The 17,153-nt window shown below is 44.0% G+C and carries 17 protein-coding genes and 2 pseudogenes; 6 read left to right on the forward strand and 13 right to left on the reverse strand.

The genetic code is table 11. From position 1 onward, the window contains the following. Positions 1-156: 156 nt before the first annotated feature. From AC2CGA_RS10780 to AC2CGA_RS10805, 6 genes and pseudogenes are all read right to left on the reverse strand, one after another. Positions 157-1,221, reverse strand: a complete 1,065-nt coding sequence (locus tag AC2CGA_RS10780; RefSeq protein ID WP_014306116.1) for a polysaccharide lyase family 1 protein — start codon at positions 1,219-1,221, stop codon at positions 157-159. Positions 1,222-1,362: 141 nt separating this feature from the next. Continuing rightward, on the reverse strand, positions 1,363-2,274 hold the full coding sequence (locus AC2CGA_RS10785) for a DMT family transporter (protein ID WP_004393303.1): 912 nt from the start codon (positions 2,272-2,274) through the stop codon (positions 1,363-1,365). 148 nt (positions 2,275-2,422) lie between these two features. Continuing rightward, positions 2,423-2,869: a universal stress protein gene (locus AC2CGA_RS10790; RefSeq protein ID WP_004393301.1), complete on the reverse strand. Its 447-nt coding sequence runs from the start codon at positions 2,867-2,869 to the stop codon at positions 2,423-2,425. An 81-nt stretch (positions 2,870-2,950) separates the two neighbouring features. Next, a pseudogene (locus tag AC2CGA_RS10795) lies at positions 2,951-3,079 on the reverse strand (family 1 glycosylhydrolase); the annotation flags it as partial. Positions 3,080-3,172: 93 nt separating this feature from the next. Continuing rightward, a complete protein-coding gene (locus AC2CGA_RS10800; RefSeq protein ID WP_024085986.1) occupies positions 3,173-3,319 on the reverse strand; it encodes a hypothetical protein in 147 nt (48 codons plus the stop codon). Positions 3,320-3,360: 41 nt separating this feature from the next. Continuing rightward, positions 3,361-3,540, reverse strand: a complete 180-nt coding sequence (locus tag AC2CGA_RS10805) for a hypothetical protein (RefSeq protein ID WP_024085987.1) — start codon at positions 3,538-3,540, stop codon at positions 3,361-3,363. A 293-nt stretch (positions 3,541-3,833) separates the two neighbouring features. On the opposite strand from AC2CGA_RS10805, the gene AC2CGA_RS10810 reads away from it, so the two are divergent. After that, entirely contained in the window at positions 3,834-4,289 is a 456-nt protein-coding gene (locus AC2CGA_RS10810; RefSeq protein WP_041482386.1) for a MerR family transcriptional regulator, read from the forward strand. A gap of 199 nt (positions 4,290-4,488) precedes the next feature. Here the strand turns inward: AC2CGA_RS10810 and AC2CGA_RS10815 are convergent, their stop codons facing one another. After that, complete coding sequence (locus AC2CGA_RS10815) at positions 4,489-4,665, reverse strand: hypothetical protein (protein WP_024085988.1); 177 nt, start codon at positions 4,663-4,665, stop codon at positions 4,489-4,491. A gap of 133 nt (positions 4,666-4,798) precedes the next feature. On the opposite strand from AC2CGA_RS10815, the gene AC2CGA_RS10820 reads away from it, so the two are divergent. Continuing rightward, positions 4,799-5,422 (forward strand): hypothetical protein, encoded by a 624-nt coding sequence (locus AC2CGA_RS10820; RefSeq protein WP_032875613.1) that lies wholly within the window; start codon positions 4,799-4,801, stop codon positions 5,420-5,422. A gap of 44 nt (positions 5,423-5,466) precedes the next feature. Here AC2CGA_RS10820 and AC2CGA_RS10825 read toward each other — a convergent pair. From AC2CGA_RS10825 to AC2CGA_RS10835, 3 genes and pseudogenes are all read right to left on the reverse strand, one after another. Further along, positions 5,467-6,284, reverse strand: a pseudogene (locus AC2CGA_RS10825) (protein rep); the annotation flags it as partial. 55 nt (positions 6,285-6,339) lie between these two features. Then, the gene (locus AC2CGA_RS10830) at positions 6,340-6,756 is read right to left on the reverse strand and encodes a DUF5082 domain-containing protein (protein ID WP_257645418.1); all 417 of its coding nucleotides are present in this window, start codon (positions 6,754-6,756) and stop codon (positions 6,340-6,342) included. Positions 6,757-6,830: 74 nt separating this feature from the next. Next, positions 6,831-7,241, reverse strand: coding sequence for a very short patch repair endonuclease (locus AC2CGA_RS10835; protein ID WP_024085991.1), 411 nt, complete (start codon positions 7,239-7,241; stop codon positions 6,831-6,833). Positions 7,242-7,410: 169 nt separating this feature from the next. Here AC2CGA_RS10835 and AC2CGA_RS10840 point away from each other — a divergent pair, with 169 nt between their 5' ends. Then, positions 7,411-8,517: a DNA cytosine methyltransferase gene (locus tag AC2CGA_RS10840; RefSeq protein ID WP_044052780.1), complete on the forward strand. Its 1,107-nt coding sequence runs from the start codon at positions 7,411-7,413 to the stop codon at positions 8,515-8,517. A 128-nt stretch (positions 8,518-8,645) separates the two neighbouring features. Here AC2CGA_RS10840 and AC2CGA_RS10845 read toward each other — a convergent pair whose 3' ends face one another. The 3 genes from AC2CGA_RS10845 to abnB all read right to left on the reverse strand — a co-directional run bounded on the left by AC2CGA_RS10845 (position 8,646) and on the right by abnB (position 13,152). After that, positions 8,646-10,652: a Z1 domain-containing protein gene (locus tag AC2CGA_RS10845; RefSeq protein WP_044052779.1), complete on the reverse strand. Its 2,007-nt coding sequence runs from the start codon at positions 10,650-10,652 to the stop codon at positions 8,646-8,648. 12 nt (positions 10,653-10,664) lie between these two features. Then, positions 10,665-11,609, reverse strand: a complete 945-nt coding sequence (locus AC2CGA_RS10850) for a restriction endonuclease PLD domain-containing protein (protein ID WP_484480203.1) — start codon at positions 11,607-11,609, stop codon at positions 10,665-10,667. A gap of 136 nt (positions 11,610-11,745) precedes the next feature. Beyond that, a complete protein-coding gene (abnB, locus tag AC2CGA_RS10855) occupies positions 11,746-13,152 on the reverse strand; it encodes an arabinan endo-1,5-alpha-L-arabinosidase AbnB (protein WP_043867566.1) in 1,407 nt (468 codons plus the stop codon). 241 nt (positions 13,153-13,393) lie between these two features. Here abnB and hutP point away from each other — a divergent pair, with 241 nt between their 5' ends. From hutP to hutU, 3 genes are all read left to right on the forward strand, one after another. After that, positions 13,394-13,840 (forward strand): histidine utilization transcription antiterminator HutP, encoded by a 447-nt coding sequence (gene hutP / locus AC2CGA_RS10860; protein ID WP_004393292.1) that lies wholly within the window; start codon positions 13,394-13,396, stop codon positions 13,838-13,840. 112 nt (positions 13,841-13,952) lie between these two features. Next, a complete protein-coding gene (hutH, locus tag AC2CGA_RS10865; RefSeq protein ID WP_043867567.1) occupies positions 13,953-15,491 on the forward strand; it encodes a histidine ammonia-lyase in 1,539 nt (512 codons plus the stop codon). Beyond that, complete coding sequence (gene hutU / locus AC2CGA_RS10870) at positions 15,488-17,152, forward strand: urocanate hydratase (protein ID WP_025853678.1); 1,665 nt, start codon at positions 15,488-15,490, stop codon at positions 17,150-17,152. The genes hutH and hutU overlap by 4 nt, the downstream gene beginning before the upstream one ends. The last annotated feature ends 1 nt before the right edge of the window (position 17,153 follow it).

Genomic DNA, 17,153 nt, shown 5'->3' on the forward strand with positions numbered 1-17,153 from the left:
CTCCTCCTTCTTTTGTAATATAGGCTTAACAATAGTAATATTATTGAAATTGTTTATCAATATTTTCCTAGGTATTTAAGGTTATTTTAAGGATTATAGGAATTTTGAACCTTTTATTCATATAAAAAAACCGCCGGCTGCCGGCGGTTTTTCGTATTATGGATAGCGGAGATTTGTATTTTGCGCTCCCGCGTAAGATTGGGCGAAGTTTTTGGCGTCCTGGGCTGAAAGGGTGCCATAGCTGTAATTTGATCTCGGATTCCAGCCGGTGCGCGGTGATTTCGGGGCTTTGAGCGACGGGAATGAACCGATGTCGGTGAATTGGGCCGTCCCGTAGTCGTCTATCATTCCGCCTTTTTCATTTCCGTTACCGAAATAGTTGGCTTCTGAGAAGACAGTCGCGTTTGTATGAATGGTGAATCCTAAATTGAAATTGGTCACATAGTTGTTTTTTGCGTGAAAATAGCCGTATCTCATCAGGCCCGGTGAACGCACATAGACGTTATTAAAATAGTTGTTGGTGATCGTCATATGCGGATAGCCGATATAATTGCGTCCTTCGTTATCATCATTCGGATAACCGAGAATCAGGCCGTACAGATGGTCTGTGAATTTAGAGTTAGACAGCGTCACAAAATCCGCTTTGGCGCCGACATACAGAAGCTTTCCCAAATCGCTGTGGCTGTTCGGATTGTAGCTGTGTCCTTCAAACCACACGTGGTCAATCCAGTAATTCTGCCCGTTCGCTATGTACATCGGAATGTCGTTGTTGCCTGTAATGGCGGCATTATGGCTGATAATGAGATTTTTGAAAATCACATTGTTTGATCCGGAGCCGGTGGTCAGATAGATGTTGGTCAGCCTGTGGCTGGTATAAGAGCCGACGATGGTTTTATTGGCGCCGACTGTCACAACGGCTTTCCCCGGGGAAGAAATATCACTTGTGATGACGATGGTTTTGCGGTCCGTTCCGCCCGCATTGTTTTTCAGATCATTGAGATTGCTGACGTAGACGACGGGGCCGCCCTGGCCTCCCGATACGGCGGATTTTGCTTTTCCGTTATGATCCTTCGCATTGCCAGCGAATCCGGTAAGTCCCTGCATCACATCCGGATAAGCCGCTGCCGCTTCTGCCTGCTTGGATGCGGAACATACGATGGCCAGACAAAGCGCAAAGCCGAGTGCAGCCAAGAAAGCGAGATGACGCGTCTTCTTTTTCATGCCCTTCACTCCTTTAATCTCTTAAATTGCAAACACATGAAGTATTATACAATTACTATCCTCTTTTTCCATGATCTGTTTGTCTGCTTTTTCGTTATGGCTGAAAAGCCCCAAAACAAAAAAAGCAGCCGATACGGCCGCCTATATACGGGTGCTGTCTGCCTGAGTTTCCGCCGGCACGGCTTTTTGCTTTCGAATCAGGGACAGTGCCATTCCCGCAAAAATCAATACAATCCCCAAAGATTGATAAAGGTCGGGGCGAAACCCCGTAAATACGGTGTCAAGCACAATCGCCACCGCCGGATCAAGAAATACGATGATTGATATAAACCGGGTGGATAAAAACCGCAAGCTGTCAAAAAAAAGCAAATACACAATTCCCGTATGAATGATACCGGTTGACACAATCATGATCCAGTTCACATGCGACAAATCAGAAAAAGCGCCGAAACGGACGAACGGGAGAAGAATGATAACGCCCAACCCGGTCTGCAAACAGGTGACCGCATATGGGCTGAGACTGTTGATACCTTTCCCGGCCAGTGTCGTAAAGGCGTAAAAAAGGGCGGCCAGCACGGCCCAAATAATACCCGATCCCATCAGCTGAGAAAATGACGTATTTCCGTTGATGCCGGAAATCAGGGCGGTGCCCAGAAAACAAATCACGATGGAAGTGACGGACACAATATGCAGTTTCTCCCGGTATATAAGGCTCCCTAGAAGAAGGACGAGAACCGGAGCCAGATGATAAACGGAAATGGCTATCGTCACTGATGTCTCCTCAAACGATTTAAATAAAAACACCCAGTTCAGCACGAGAAAAAATCCGCAGGCCAATGTCTGCAACACCTCGCGCCGGTTCCATTGTTCGGTGCGGTGCCGTCCGGAACCAAACCAGCAAACGCCCAGAAACAAAGAGGCGCACAGACATCTCACAAAGACCAGTTCAATTGAAGGAACATTCGTATGTTCCGAGAAAAAGCCGATTGATCCGAAAATGACCATGGAAATGACCATTTTGATGACGGCATTTGATGTTTGTTCAGCTTGCATTGATTTGCTTCCCCCATATCATTGACTGTTTATTCAGACAAATACTAACAGCCATTTTACTTGATTCAGAGGAAGATTTCATCCTATTTTTCGAAAGACGGCGGTCTTTTCTCATTAAAAAAAGCCCCGCATCAGCAGGGTCTTCTGTTTAATGAACGATCAGTACAGGACAAGGAGACAATTGTGAGACCTTATGGCTCACGCTTCCGAGCATCATTTCTTTAAATCCGCTGATTCCGCGGCTTCCGACGACAATCAGATTGAAATGCTGTTCTTTCGCTATGTTTAAAATTTGATGCGCAGGTTCGCCTTGGACGTACAGGCTTTCCGCGTTTACCCCGCTTTCAGCCGCTTTCTGCTTGGCATTTTCCAGAATGGCCGCTCCTTTTTGCTCGACTTCATGTTTGATGTCTTCAATGAAGTTTTCCGGAACATAGACAATCCCTGTTAGGGCTGATGTGGAGACAACGGCTTCACGTCCCGCATAGAGAATGGTGAGTTCAGCCTGCTGTTCTTTCGCCAGATGGATCGCTGCGTCCAAAGCTTTGCTGCTCATGTCTGAACCGTCTACTGCTGCAAGAATTTTTTTAAACATATGAATCCCGCCTTTCTGCTTTTATTGTCCTCCTCTCTTTGCTGAATGTCAATTTTGCCGGCTTTCTCCGGAACATTGCGCTTACAGACTTTCTCCGTTTGTGGCGATGACGTCTTTATACCAATAAAAACTTTTCTTTTTCTTTCTTTCAAACGTGCCTTTTCCGTCATTGCCGCGGTCGACATAGATATAGCCGTAGCGTTTTTTCATTCTAAAAGGGTCCGGGTGGCGCTGAGTGAGTCAACTCCTTAATCCTCCCTACGGTCCGGTTACCGTTGACTCACGCCCTATTCGCTTGCTTCCCTAAAATCCTTTAATAACGCAATTCAAAAAAATAATTAACACAACAATCGCAGTAACAACCACTGCTTCTACAGTGTAGGTCACTTTTTTCCTTCGCATTTGCTCTTTATATTTTCTTTGGATTTCCCTCTTCTTATCAACATTCATTTTTTCGGCTCCTTCCCAACCCCTCGAAAACTTCACATCACTTATTTTGAACTACCGGAATAAGACAGCTCTAGCGCTTTTCGTATGTATTCTTCTTCTGTGATTTCTCCATGAAACCGCCTTTCTAAGAGCTTTTCCTCTTCTTCCGTCAGCACTAAGCCCTCAAAGCCAAGGGTTGCTCTTACATATTTCATCCCTGTTTCAAAATGAATCTCTTGCATTACTACCCCCTCCTCTTTATCAAAAGGCCCTGCGGGTCATTTTCGCCAGTACGCCCCAATTTATTTGGTGCGTATAACTGGGCACTCCGTGACCGCTCCTAAATTCCAAAACAAACTCAAACACAAAAGAACCCAGTCAGTCCCCTGTCATGACTGGATTTTTCCTCTCGTTTAGGTATGCAGCGCCTTTTAAAATGCACCCTTTTCAAAACAACTCAAATCATAATAAAGGATGCAACACTTAAAGGTGTCTGACCTCGCCATAGCGAACCTATTTTACGAGGTGATTCGTGATGGATATGGGAGTCAAATTATCGTCCAAGGACGTCGCAAAACACCTCGGTATAGAGCCGGTGACTGTCCGCAAGTATGCCAGTATGCTTGAAGAACAAGGCTACTCGTTCAATAAAGATTCGAAAGGATGGCGACTCTATACCGAAGATGACGTAAAGACTTTAGAGTATCTATGTACAATGACTAAGATCAATGGACACTCACTCGACGAAACGGTAAAGCATATAGCAAGCCTGTATCGTTCAAAACTGACCATATCGGATACCGCTACATCGCTACAGGACAATCCTTTGGTGGAATTCATGAAGCGACAGGAAGAATTCAACCAAAGAATGGCGGAACGGATGGAACAATTCGAAAAAAGACAGCATGAAAGACACGAGACACTCACTGCGGCATTACGGAAGTCGCTAGAGACACAAAGAATGATCGCAGCCACTAAACAAAAAAAGTAGTGGCAATTTTGGAAATAGAACACACGGAAAATGGCGCACTTATACACACCACCCTGTGTACATGCTAAATCTCTCGATTTCCGTCAGGCGTGTTACAAAAAAGGAGACTTTCACCGAGTCCACTTTTTTATTTTTTCACTCATGCATAACAATTTTCTCTCTTTTGCACCGCAATAAAAAAACAGGCCTGAAGGCCTGCTTAATCTATTTTAGCTTTTTTCCATGTACTCCTAACAATTCCCATGATCACTATGTATACAATCGCAATACCAACAGTTACACCCTCAATTTTTGTAAAAAAGCTATTCAAAATTATTAATAAAAACGCTAGTACTGACGCAAACCAGTGTATAGATTCATATTTTTTGTCACTCATTGCTGATCCCCTCACTCTTTCTGTTAAACACTTTATATACCTAAATCCATCATGACACAATTTCCGCTATGGAATCAAGTGGTAAAATGGTTTATAATTTACAAGGTATTTTCAAGTAAAAAAGGGGGATAATATGAAATTTGTTCTAAAGTACAGAAGTAAAATTATTTTGGCAGTTGTTTCAGTGTTTTTATTTTCAATCCTTGGAACGACAGCCGCTGAAGCCGCTGAATCACCGAATAATCAATCATTAGTTCGAGACACTAATCTCGAAAAAGAATTTTCAAGTTTGCTTTCTAGTCAAAAAGCATTATACGCAATTGAAAACATACCTGACTCAGTGGTCAACCAAGGTTCTGATGCAATTTTAGATTGGTTCAGAAATAACATCGATGATCAATCGCTAATCAATGATATGAACGCCGCTGCAACTGAGCTTCATCAATCGGACAAACCATTCAAGACTCAAGGTGTCCTAGGTTGTATAAGTGCTGTCGGTACCGCACTTGCCAGCCTAGCTTTCGCTCCTGCAAAATTGTTAAAGATCAAAAAGGCAATAAAAGCCTTGGGTGGAGTAAAGACATTCGTCACTAAAACATATCAGTACTACAATTATTACAAGAAAAAATACCGCAGTAAAAAAACCGCTTGGAACAAAGCAGTCTCCAAAGCAGCTTCAAAAGCCAGCCCTGAAATAAAAGAGGCGATAATGGACTTCTTTGGCATTACGGCCATCGTTTCTGCTTGTATTGAATAACGGTTCCACAAAGTAAGAGAGCAAGCCACATGGCCTGCTCCCTTTCACTTGATTATGTAATTTTTGATGCCGGGATGCCAATAAGCCATGACCTCAAAAGCGCTGTTTGCCACCTCATCGTCTTCCTCATCAATCTTAACCAGATCGCCGTCTTCCGCATCTTCAAGGTTCAGATCTCAGATCTTTATGTATCTCCTATCTCCTTCAAAATGCCGCCGTACCCGATCAGCCTTCGCGCAGAAAGCGCATCATCCAAGTAAAACACAGTATTTAAGTTATCATCCGTCACCTTGCTGCCACGCACCACATCCGTGTCCTTAACAGGATATTTAGAAATTTCGAGAACTGCTTTTTGCTCCATCATGGCTTCCCGCACATCGCTCTCAATTTGCTCAGCATCAATTTTAGCTCTTCCCTTGACTCTTCGAATGTCAACAATCGGCGTATAGTCCAGTTTCATCGCCCTTTTCCAAAGACTTGTCCATTCTGCCTGCTTGATATAATTTTTGCCAAAATAACTTCTTTTCACAGGCAATAACACATGAAAATGCGGATGATATGTATCTTCTTCATGATTTTTAGTAATCTCTAAAGCTCTAAAATAGCCAAGTACCGCTGTATCGACCCTTTTGTATTTCATGAGACGATTAAACCCTTTCATCATGTCAAAAATCTTAGACTTCAGCTCTTCTCCTGCTACATTTCTGACAGTCAGCGTGAGAAAAATCCACCCGCAACCGTACTGCCGGTTAGCTTCTTCCACAATTAATTTATTATGATAAGCAATTTTTAACGACCGGCGCCACGCACACATAGGGCATAACCTCACTTTGCAAAAATGGGCTTGATACAGCTTCAGTTTGTCCCCTGCTTTACCATATGGAAATCCATCTTGATCTCCTGTCCCATATCGCACCTCATCTCTTCTCTTTTTGTTTTCGGATCTCATTCTCAATAGATCGTATTCTGTGCTGAAGTGTATGCACGTCACCCTCTAATATAGAAATCTTTTCATTAGTGCGTTCAATTATCCCGTTCACCTGGTCCTTTTTGATATCAGCCCAGGCATGTGCCATATCTTCGCGACACTCTTCAAAGGCCTTTGCATGGCTCCCTTTCCACGTATGCGGGGATAAATGAGGCTGACTGATCAAATGGTTGATATCTGCAAACTCATGTTTTAAATTTGTTATTTCATGTCTGACTTGTTTCAAGGCATGAATGTGCTCTTGTTTTATAGCAAAGTCGGCTCTTGCCGAATGTAATGCGTTCATCTCTGCTAGTATAAGTAAACACCTCGCTTGTAAATTTCGGGCATTATAGACTATTTTCATGTTACACTATGGGTTTATTTGGATGAGTAGGAAAAAGGAATTATTTATCATCGGGAAAATTTATAATCAGTTATCTACATATTCGTTTTTATAAAAGTTTCTATCTCATCTATTGTTCTTTCAAAATTCTCTTTAAAAGCATGTTCCCAAACCCTTAATATATGCCAGCCATGTTTTATATAGTAGGAAGTAACCTCTTGATCTCTTTCCTTATTCCGCTTCAGTTTTTTCTCCCAATACGCTTTGTTGCTTTTTGGCTGATTTCCATGAGAGCTGCATCCGTGCCAAAAGCAAGAATCAACAAAGATAACAATTTTGTATTTTTTAATAGCTATATCTGGCTTACCAAAAAGAGATGAAACATTTCTTCTGAATCGCAGCCCCCTGTTCCATAAGGCTGCGGATACTTTATCTTCTAATTTTGATTTTGCTTTAATCGCCTGCATATTCTTTCTTCTTTGTTCTTTTGTATGAGTGTCAGCCATACGATTCCCCTCCCGATTTGTAAAAGTTTTCCCTCAATGAAAACATTTAAATCTTCTATTAAAACAAAAGTTTTCTCCTTTTAAATTCGCGAAACAAACGTTCTCTTTTTAGCGTTAAGATGTGTTATAGTTTATAATGTGTATGAGATCAACAAATGGAGGTTTTTATATGATCTTCCGAAAAGGAGAATTGTTCAGCGGACCAGGAGGACTGTCTTTAGGAATTACAAGCGCCCGTGTCGTTGACAGTTCCGGTAATGAATACAGCATAAAACATGAGTGGTCTAATGATTATGACGAATCTGCATGTAAAACATACAGAAGAAATATCTGCAAAAATATTGATGACCCGTCAGTAATTGAGGGTCCTGTGCAAGAATTGGATATAGAAAGCCTCCCTCCTATAGATGCATTAGCCTTTGGATTCCCTTGCAATGATTACAGTATAGTTGGAGAACATAAAGGAATGAGCGGCGATTACGGCCCTCTCTACTCATATGGTGTAAAGGTGCTCAATTATCATAACCCAAAATTTTTCATTGCTGAAAATGTGGGCGGTCTGCAAAGTGCAAATGAAGGTAAAGCTTTTATTCAGATATTGAGGGAACTGGGAGAAGCGGGGATGGGTTATACAATCACTCCTCACTTATATAAATTTGAGGAATACGGCGTACCGCAAAAAAGACACCGTATTATTATAGTAGGTATCAGAAAAGACCAGAATTTAGAATTTAAAATTCCTGCTCCTACTACTCCAACTCAGTATGTTACTGCATACGACGCACTCAATAATCCGCCTATTCTTGATTTTACTGAAAATCATGAGCCTACGAAACATAATCAAAAAACTATTGAGATGCTGAACTATATTCCTCCCGGAAAGAACGCCTGGTATGAGGGCATTCCGGAAGAATTACGACTTAAAGTGAAAGGTGCCCGAATGAGTCAGATTTATAAACGTCTTCATCCGGATGAACCATCTTATACGGTGACTGGAAGCGGCGGCGGCGGCACTCACGTGTACCATTGGGAAGAGCCCCGCGCCTTAACAAATAGAGAACGGGCACGCCTGCAAACCTTTCCTGATCATTTTGTATTTGAAGGAAAGAAAGAAAAGGTAAGACAGCAAATCGGCATGGCTGTCCCTCCAAAAGCTGCTCAAATTATTGCAGAAGCGATACTAAAAACGTTTGCTGGAATTGAATATGACTCCATTGAGCCAAAATGGACTTTTAAAGAGTTAGTTAAAGAGGAAAAAGTTCCATTTCTCATCTAAAATACATCGTTACTTGCAAATGACAACATTTGCAAGTTTTTCATTTGTTTAAAAATAAAAAAGAGACTGACCCCCTTTTTTAATCAATATTCGATCGTTAAGATCAGTCCCGTCCTTTTATAGTAATTTTAATCGTTCGGTATGTCATTAGTTGAAAACATAAAATAGGTATTTCCATCTGGGAACCTTAAATTAGGCACCCATAAAGGTGTATCATCAGACCACCCTTTATTCGCAGATCCAGTGTACTTATACATAATTAAAGTCGGACCATGCGGATTAAATAATAAATTATCATCCGATGATAGCATTGTTCTGGCATTCTTTTTTATGTCTCTGTTTCTGCGTACGGCAATATAGCCGCGGTTATTATACATCTCTTTCATATTTTTCAAACAAGCTAAAATTGCTTCATCATCCCAGCTGCCGCCCTCAATATTCTTAGACTTAGTTAGATTGACGATTTCTATCAATCTTTGAATCGTTATCATTTCCAGCCCTTGTTCATCTTTATAATCTTCTAATAACTGATCTAACAAACCCACATTACTTACCAATGGATTTCTGGGAAAATAGCGTTTTCCTGACATATAAAATAATACAGAATCCAGATAGATAACATTCGATCTTGTCGGCCTGAGCAAAGAGTGTTTTGTCCTTGACAGAACTAATGCTTGAAGGTCACTAGAATCAGCCTTATTAATTACTGTTCTTAATCTTTTTTCAGAAAGATAGGCTTCTGTAAAAATCTCAGCTATTGAGTACGATGTGAAAAATCTTAACACACCTAAATCTCGTTCTCTATAACCATACATTCTGGCATGTTGAAGAATTGTATCAACTTTGGGCGCTTGGCTGGAACGTCCATAATAAGTAACTAATAACCTTTTAACTGTTACTCCCCTGCCTAATTTATTTCCTCCTATTAGAATATTGAATGGGGAACTGTATCTAGGTTTTTTAAAATGACTCCCCGAAATAATTAATTGTGACTGCGTGCTGGTTATGTTATCAGCTAGCTCCGCTATAACTAATTCAAATGAAGGCGTCCTGCTGTTAGTTTGCAGCAAATCTTGATAAGCTTCATTTAAATAAGTATATACAATATTTTTTTCTGTTTCATGGTTCTCTTCGTGCAAAGCCTTAGATAGACTTGTAATAAAACCATTAACCATCGTCTCTAACCTTCGATGGTCGTCCTGTTTATGACTGACATGACAAAGAAATGTATAATTTGTCCCTTCTCCATTGCAAATTTTAATTGAAGCTCCAATAAAAAAAGTGCATAGAGCTTGTCTTAAACCGGTAGGGATAGCGAGCCCCTTTGTATGGGGAGCAATATCTGATTCTTCGTTCATTATGTCATCAATCTCTGAGTCTGCAAATGTCTTGAGAGCACCAGCACCTTCTTCAAAGAACGCTTCTCCCCCTATATAACCTGCGCCGGGACTGAATTTCACAATAAAATCCGGTCGGAATTCTTGGTTTGCGCCTTGTAATAACAGTGCTTGAGGCGTAGCGGTTACTTGAACGTAGACATGATTGTTAAAAAAATCTCTAAGGTTAACAATAGCAGCACTTACTTCACTTAATTTATCCTGCACTTCAGTATTGGCAAACGTATTTAAGCTTGCTTGATCTGCTTCATCATCAAATATAACTGATCTTGTATTCCGGGGTATATGCTCTTTAATAAACTCCTGCATTTTAGGTAATATTTTTTTATTCTTAGTGGTAACTAAAACAACTCCTCCGTTATGGTTTAACGCTGTTTGAATTCTAGAGGTCATTGATTCAATTCCCCAAGAATCCTTTCCAAGAGTAAGTAACCCGGGGAGCGCTTCTTGAACACGCTCTAAGGTCTGGTCATACAACCACAGGTTGTCAGATGTCAGTATGATAAATAAACGATGGCCATTATCCGAGGCTTGAGCAATTGTCATCAACATATTATTTGTTTTACCGCTTTGTACTTGTCCAAACAGTAAGCCTTGACGGGTTTCATTATTAGGAAACCCTATCTTTTCATTCATTTCTTCAGCTGTTTTTTTTATCTTATTGATTTCCTTTTCTGCTAATTCTCTCTTTAAGACTCTGCTGAACTTCTCAACCTTACTTATTCCAGATCGAATCATTATATTTCTCCCTTAGCTAAAATCCATAAAATAAGTTTCATTATTTATTTTATATATGGTGACATGATGTCTCCCGTACCTATCTAAATCTTCAACCCTAACAAAACTGCCTAATGGTACGTTGAGTCTTTTTCTGAAATATTTTCCCAGTATGCTATTATCCTCTGGTGTCTCAAGAGCTTTATTGTTTTCTTGCGCTACTACACATGTAAAACTCTCTCCGTCATCTGTTATCAAATTGAATTGCATTTTCTTATCTGGAAAAAAGTCAGTTGTATAAACTTCTTTAGGAATAGGGATATAGGCTTGATTCGATTCTCTATCCGGACGCTGTCCCCAATTCAATCCTGATTTTTGATGAATCTTCCTTCTATTACTTTTAATAGTTAACGGAAAATCAAAATGTTTATATTCTTTTTCTTTTACTATTTTCCCTAACCCAGACCCTTCTTGTTCTGAACTTCTCAAATCAGACTGATATGTAAATGTAATATACTCTTCAATATTGGGATGCTTAAAATCTATATACTCCCCAATATCACTGAAAATATTTCCTATTTCTATTGAGTCAGCCTCTGCCATTATTTCGCTATAATTAGCATAGCCATTTCTAGTAAAATTTGCAGATCCAACAAAAGCTAGTTCTGATGCAAATAATCCCTCCTGCTCCCAATAAATAATTTTAGAGTGGACAGGTCTCTCTCCATAAAAATAATTTACACTTAATCTATTAGTTTCACTCGCCATTTTTAAGTATTCTTTGTGATCCCATACTGTTATTGGCTGATATTTAGTCATACCGATGTACATTTCAATTTCAATTTCATTAAGTCCATATAGTACATGATGTAAAAAAGCAGGGGAAGCATAAGCAGTAATCACTTTTAGCTTTCTTCTTCCTTTGTTATATGGATTTAGTATAATATTATTAAATAAACGATCTTTATATACAAGAATAGAACTTCCCTCCTATTTTAAAAAACATTATTCAAGGACTAAAGTTTAAGAATTAGATTTGCGTTAATTGCATATACATACTTATTATATCTCTTTTGGATAAAACTAGTCTAGTACTTGTAAATGCATTACAAAGTTACTTCACTCCCCAAACAGCCTCCCCATCAACACTCAGCACACTAAACGTTACAACTTCTTTCTCTCTCGCTGAGTCCCATTCTTTCAGGAAGACACCGTCATAATGTGTGCCGTTCAGGTTGATTCGGGCTTTGCTGCTGTCGGTTATTGTCCAGGTTCCGGTCATTTCCCCGGAAATGGTGCCGTCGTTGTTAAGCCGGATGGTTTTTGGGGTTTTGATCGTAGCTGTAATGTCTTTTCCGTGCTGGATGAGTTTGTAGGCTCCGGATGCGGCGGCTGCCGATATGTGTGTATCCGGTTCTCCTGCGTAGCGGTACGGCGCTGCAACGGGCCATCCGTCTTTGTTCATGTACAGCCGATGCACTCTGACTTCGTGCTCTTCGCCTCTGTTCGGGAAACGGGTGTGGAAAATGAGGTATGATCGTTTCGTTTTCCCGTCGTAAAACACGGAGTTGTGTCCCGGTGAAACGTAGCCCGTGCCTTTTTCAGATTGTGAGGCGAAGCTGTAGCCGCCCATGAGTTTGACCCCGTACGGTTCAATTGCTTTGTCATCGAAGAAACTGCCGTCTTTTCCTTTGGCGTCAAGCATGTTATGGCCTGCGGCGTCATAGTACGGACCGTCCGGATTTTTAGAGCGCGCCACACGCATATTGTAGCCGCCGGCTGTGTCAAGTCCGCCGAATGACAGATACAGATAGTAATATTTCGTTTCCGGATTGTAGCTGATGTACGGGCCTTCGATTCTGCTGTGATTTCCGCCGAGCAGTTTTTTTCCGTAGCCTTGGTTCGGGAGCGGGAAACCGGTTTTCGGATTCATTTCCAGTATAAAAATCCCCCCGGAGTAAGAGCCGTACACCATCCAGAGCTTGCCTTTATGGTCAAAAAACGTTTGCGGATCTACGACGTTCGGGTGAACGTTTGCATGATACGTCGTGCCGTCTTCGCTTTTTCCTTCCATGCCTGATTTCAAAAAGATGCCTTTGTTTTTGTAGGGTCCTTCGATTTTGTCACTCACGGCGACACCGAGAGCGGATCGCGGCGAGTCTCCTTTACAGGCGTTATAGTACATGTAATATTTCCCGTCAGCCAGCTGAGCCACATCCGGCGCCCACAGCGTATCAGACTGGGCCCAGTCGAATGTCTCTTTTAATTCGGAGTAGACGTTCGGGATCAGGGGATTATTGGGATTGACGCTTGAAGACAGTTGCTGCCACTGCATCAGGTTTTTCGACTTGGCGGAAGCCAAATGCGAGCCGAATACATAGTATGTATCGCCTGTTTTGATGACGGACGGATCATGCACGCTGACCTCTGAAAAAACGGGATGCTGGGCTTTTGCCTGCGGCAGAGTGAACCCGATAATCGCTGCTGAGACCAGGCACACACGAAAGAAACTGGTTTTCATTTTCTGAAATCTCCTCGCTCTCTTCTTTTCTTAAAACGCTTTCAAGACAACGCTCCATTTTATGACGCGGATGGCGGAAATATGTGATCAACAGCGCCGGCTTCCCGATGTACCGCTTTAATACAATAGCAATCTGATTTGTGAAAGACTGGAAAAAAAGTTTTGACTTCTGATTCGCAAACACTTAATATAAAAAACAGTTACTAGTTATCAGAATATTTAAGAATTGAGTGAAGCATATATGACCTTACACAAAGACCGCCGCATCGGGCGATTGTCCGTCCTTCTTCTGCTTCATGAGACTGAAGAAAACCAGCAGATCAGCCGGCTGGAACGGGACGGCTGGAAAGTCTGTCTTGGCAGGGTGGGTTCAATGGATGCGCATAAGGTGGTAGCTGCAATTGAAACCGCTTCCAAAAAGAGCGGCGTCATTCAATCTGAGGGTTATCGCGAATCACATGCGCTGTATCATGCCACAATGGAAGCTTTGCACGGAGTGACGCGGGGCGAAATGCTGCTTGGCTCGCTGCTTCGTACCGTGGGCCTGAAGTTTGCCGTCTTGCGGGGAAATCCGTATGAAAGCGAGGCGGAAGGCGATTGGATCGCCGTTTCCCTTTACGGCACGATCGGAGCTCCGATTAAGGGGCTTGAGCACGAAACATTCGGAGTCGGAATTAATCACATATGAATCAGCCCATAGATTTCAGATGATAGGGGGCTATGCGTGAAATATCATTTTCATGGCATAGCTCCTTTTTGTATGGGCGCTTTACCAAAGTAAAGAAAAAGGGGTTGAAATGATGGTAACGTTAGACGGTTCCTCACTGACAACCGCAGATGCCCAGCGTGTGCTGTTTGATTTTGAAGAGGTTCAAGCATCTGCCGAAAGCATGGAACGTGTAAAAAAAAGCAGGGCGGCGGTTGAACGGATCGTTCAAGAAGAGAAGACCATTTACGGGATTACGACGGGGTTCGGCAAGTTCAGCGATGTGCTGATTCAAAAAGAAGACGCCGCGGATCTGCAGCTGAATCTGATTCTTTCTCACGCGTGCGGCGTCGGTGATCCGTTTCCGGAATCTGTATCGCGGGCCATGCTGCTTTTGCGCGCCAATGCCCTGCTGAAAGGCTTTTCCGGCGTACGGACTAAGCTGATTGATCAACTGCTCGCGTTTCTCAATCATCGCATTCACCCGGTCATCCCGCAGCAAGGGTCACTGGGGGCGAGCGGAGATTTGGCGCCGCTTTCTCATCTCGCACTGGCGCTTATCGGGCAAGGCGAAGTCTTTTACGAAGGGGCCCGGATGCCGGCAGCTCATGCTTTGGAAAAGACAAACCTTCAGCCGGCCGTCCTGACCTCTAAGGAAGGGCTCGCGCTGATCAACGGAACGCAGGCCATGACCGCGATGGGACTGATCGCTTACCTCGAGGCCGAAAAGCTGGCCTATCAGTCGGAACGGATCGCAAGCTTAACGATCGAAGGCCTTCAGGGCATTATCGATGCGTTCGACGAGGACATTCATGCCGCCCGCGGATATCAGGAACAGATGGATGTCGCAGAGCGAATCCGCTATTACTTGTCAGACAGCAAGCTGACGACCGTCCAAGGGGAGCTGCGTGTCCAGGACGCCTATTCGATCCGCTGTATCCCTCAGGTCCACGGCGCATCATGGCAGACATTAGCGTATGTAAAAGAAAAATTAGAAATTGAGATGAATGCCGCGACAGATAACCCGCTCATTTTCGAAGACGGCGCCAAAATCATCTCAGGCGGAAACTTTCACGGACAGCCGATCGCCTTTGCCATGGATTTTCTCAAAGTGGCGGCGGCCGAGCTTGCGAATATTTCTGAACGCCGTATTGAACGGCTTGTGAATCCGCAGCTGAATGACCTGCCGCCCTTTCTGAGCCCTCAGCCCGGCTTACAATCCGGAGCGATGATCATGCAATATGCGGCGGCCTCCCTCGTGTCAGAAAATAAAACCCTGGCCCATCCCGCCAGTGTCGATTCCATTCCTTCATCGGCAAACCAGGAGGATCACGTCAGCATGGGAACCATCGCCTCAAGGCACGCCTACCAGATCATCGCGAATACGAGACGGGTGCTTGCCGTTGAAGCCATTTGCGCGCTGCAGGCCGTGGAATACCGGGGTGCGGAACATTGCGCCTCGTACACAAAACAGCTCTATCTCGAAATGAGAAACATCGTGCCGTCCATACAAGAAGACCGCGTGTTTTCTTATGACATCGAACATCTGAGTGACTGGCTGAAAAAGGAGTCTTTTCTGCCGAATGAGCATCACCAAAAACTGATGACCAATGAAGGGGGACTTACAAGATGACTGATGTAAAGAAATCAATCCGCGCCGGCCGCGGCACCGAACTTGAATGCTTAGGATGGGAGCAGGAAGCCGTGCTCCGCATGCTCCGAAACAACCTTGACCCGGAGGTTGCCGAAAAGCCGGAGGATCTGATCGTATACGGCGGCATAGGCAAGGCCGCGCGAAACTGGGATGCTTTTCACGCGATTGAGCGCTCCCTCAAAACATTAAAAGATGATGAAACACTGCTGATTCAATCCGGAAAACCGGTCGGACTGTTCCGCACGCACAGCCGCGCGCCCCGCGTCCTGCTGGCTAATTCGGTCCTCGTGCCGAAATGGGCGGATTGGGAGCATTTCCATGACCTTGAGAAAAAAGGACTGATGATGTACGGGCAAATGACCGCCGGCAGCTGGATTTATATCGGTTCACAAGGTATTTTGCAAGGCACCTATGAAACCTTTGCGGAGCTTGCGAGACAGCATTTCGGCGGCAGTCTGAAAGGAACCCTTACGCTGACGGCCGGACTTGGCGGAATGGGAGGCGCCCAGCCGCTGTCCGTCACGATGAATGATGGCGTCGTCATCGCCGTTGAAGCGGATGAAACACGGATTGATAAACGGATAGAAACAAACTATTGCGACCGGAAAACCGCATCAATTGACGAAGCGCTGCGCTGGGCCGAAACAGCCAGACAAGCCGGAGAACCTTTATCGATCGGCCTTCTCGGCAATGCGGCAGAGGTGCATCATGAGCTTTTGAACCGCGGCGTCCATATTGACATCGTGACCGATCAGACTTCCGCTCACGACCCGCTGATCGGCTATATTCCGGCAGGATACTCACTTGAGGAGGCCGACCGCCTGCGCCGGGATCAGCCTGATTTATACGTAAGGCTTTCCAAGCAGAGTATGAAAAAGCATGTGGAAGCCATGCTCGCCTTCAAGAAAAAAGGTGCCGTCGTCTTTGATTACGGCAACAATATCCGCCAGGCTGCCAAAGATGAGGGGCTCGCCGATGCTTTTGATTTTCCGGGATTCGTTCCGGCCTACATCCGGCCTTTATTTTGTGAAGGAAAAGGGCCGTTCCGCTGGGCTGCGCTGTCCGGTGACCCTGAAGATATATACCGCACGGACGCTTTATTAAAAGAGCTGTTTCCAGAAAATCAAGCCCTCCACCGCTGGATTGACATGGCGCAGAAAAAAGTCACGTTCCAAGGCCTGCCGTCCCGTATTTGCTGGCTCGGCTACGGTGAACGGGAAAAGATGGGGCTCGCCATCAATGAATTGGTCAGAAACGGCGAGCTGAAAGCCCCGATCGTCATCGGAAGAGACCATTTAGACTGCGGATCTGTCGCCTCTCCGAATCGGGAAACAGAAGCGATGAAAGACGGAAGCGACGCGGTCGGCGATTGGGCGGTGCTGAACGCGCTGATCAACACGGCATCAGGTGCAAGCTGGGTTTCTTTTCACCACGGCGGGGGCGTCGGCATGGGGTATTCCCTTCACGCGGGAATGGTCGCGGTCGCTGACGGCAGCATCCTTGCGGAACAACGGCTTTCCCGCGTTCTGACAAGCGATCCGGGTATGGGCATCATCCGCCATGCGGACGCAGGTTATGAAAAAGCGGTTCAAGTCGCCGAGGAACAAGACATTATGATACCGATGAAAAAGGAGCGGTAAC

It is taken from the genome of Bacillus sp. SYZHCR11 (assembly GCF_057196865.1).

Bases quoted from the DNA above. Each gene is read 5' to 3' on its own strand.
- AC2CGA_RS10820 (WP_032875613.1), top strand. From the start codon at position 4,799: ATGAAATTTGTTCTAAAGTACAGAAGTAAAATTATTTTGGCAGTTGTT.
- hutP (WP_004393292.1), top strand. From the start codon at position 13,394: ATGACCTTACACAAAGACCGCCGCATCGGGCGATTGTCCGTCCTTCTT.
- AC2CGA_RS10790 (WP_004393301.1), bottom strand. From the start codon at position 2,869: ATGTTTAAAAAAATTCTTGCAGCAGTAGACGGTTCAGACATGAGCAGC.
- AC2CGA_RS10780 (WP_014306116.1), bottom strand. From the start codon at position 1,221: ATGAAAAAGAAGACGCGTCATCTCGCTTTCTTGGCTGCACTCGGCTTT.
- abnB (WP_043867566.1), bottom strand. From the start codon at position 13,152: ATGAAAACCAGTTTCTTTCGTGTGTGCCTGGTCTCAGCAGCGATTATC.
- AC2CGA_RS10845 (WP_044052779.1), bottom strand. From the start codon at position 10,652: ATGATTCGATCTGGAATAAGTAAGGTTGAGAAGTTCAGCAGAGTCTTA.
- AC2CGA_RS10840 (WP_044052780.1), top strand. From the start codon at position 7,411: ATGATCTTCCGAAAAGGAGAATTGTTCAGCGGACCAGGAGGACTGTCT.
- AC2CGA_RS10830 (WP_257645418.1), bottom strand. From the start codon at position 6,756: ATGAAAATAGTCTATAATGCCCGAAATTTACAAGCGAGGTGTTTACTT.
- AC2CGA_RS10785 (WP_004393303.1), bottom strand. From the start codon at position 2,274: ATGCAAGCTGAACAAACATCAAATGCCGTCATCAAAATGGTCATTTCC.
- hutH (WP_043867567.1), top strand. From the start codon at position 13,953: ATGGTAACGTTAGACGGTTCCTCACTGACAACCGCAGATGCCCAGCGT.
- AC2CGA_RS10835 (WP_024085991.1), bottom strand. From the start codon at position 7,241: ATGGCTGACACTCATACAAAAGAACAAAGAAGAAAGAATATGCAGGCG.
- hutU (WP_025853678.1), top strand. From the start codon at position 15,488: ATGACTGATGTAAAGAAATCAATCCGCGCCGGCCGCGGCACCGAACTT.
- AC2CGA_RS10810 (WP_041482386.1), top strand. From the start codon at position 3,834: ATGGATATGGGAGTCAAATTATCGTCCAAGGACGTCGCAAAACACCTC.
- AC2CGA_RS10800 (WP_024085986.1), bottom strand. From the start codon at position 3,319: ATGAATGTTGATAAGAAGAGGGAAATCCAAAGAAAATATAAAGAGCAA.
- AC2CGA_RS10805 (WP_024085987.1), bottom strand. From the start codon at position 3,540: ATGCAAGAGATTCATTTTGAAACAGGGATGAAATATGTAAGAGCAACC.
- AC2CGA_RS10815 (WP_024085988.1), bottom strand. From the start codon at position 4,665: ATGAGTGACAAAAAATATGAATCTATACACTGGTTTGCGTCAGTACTA.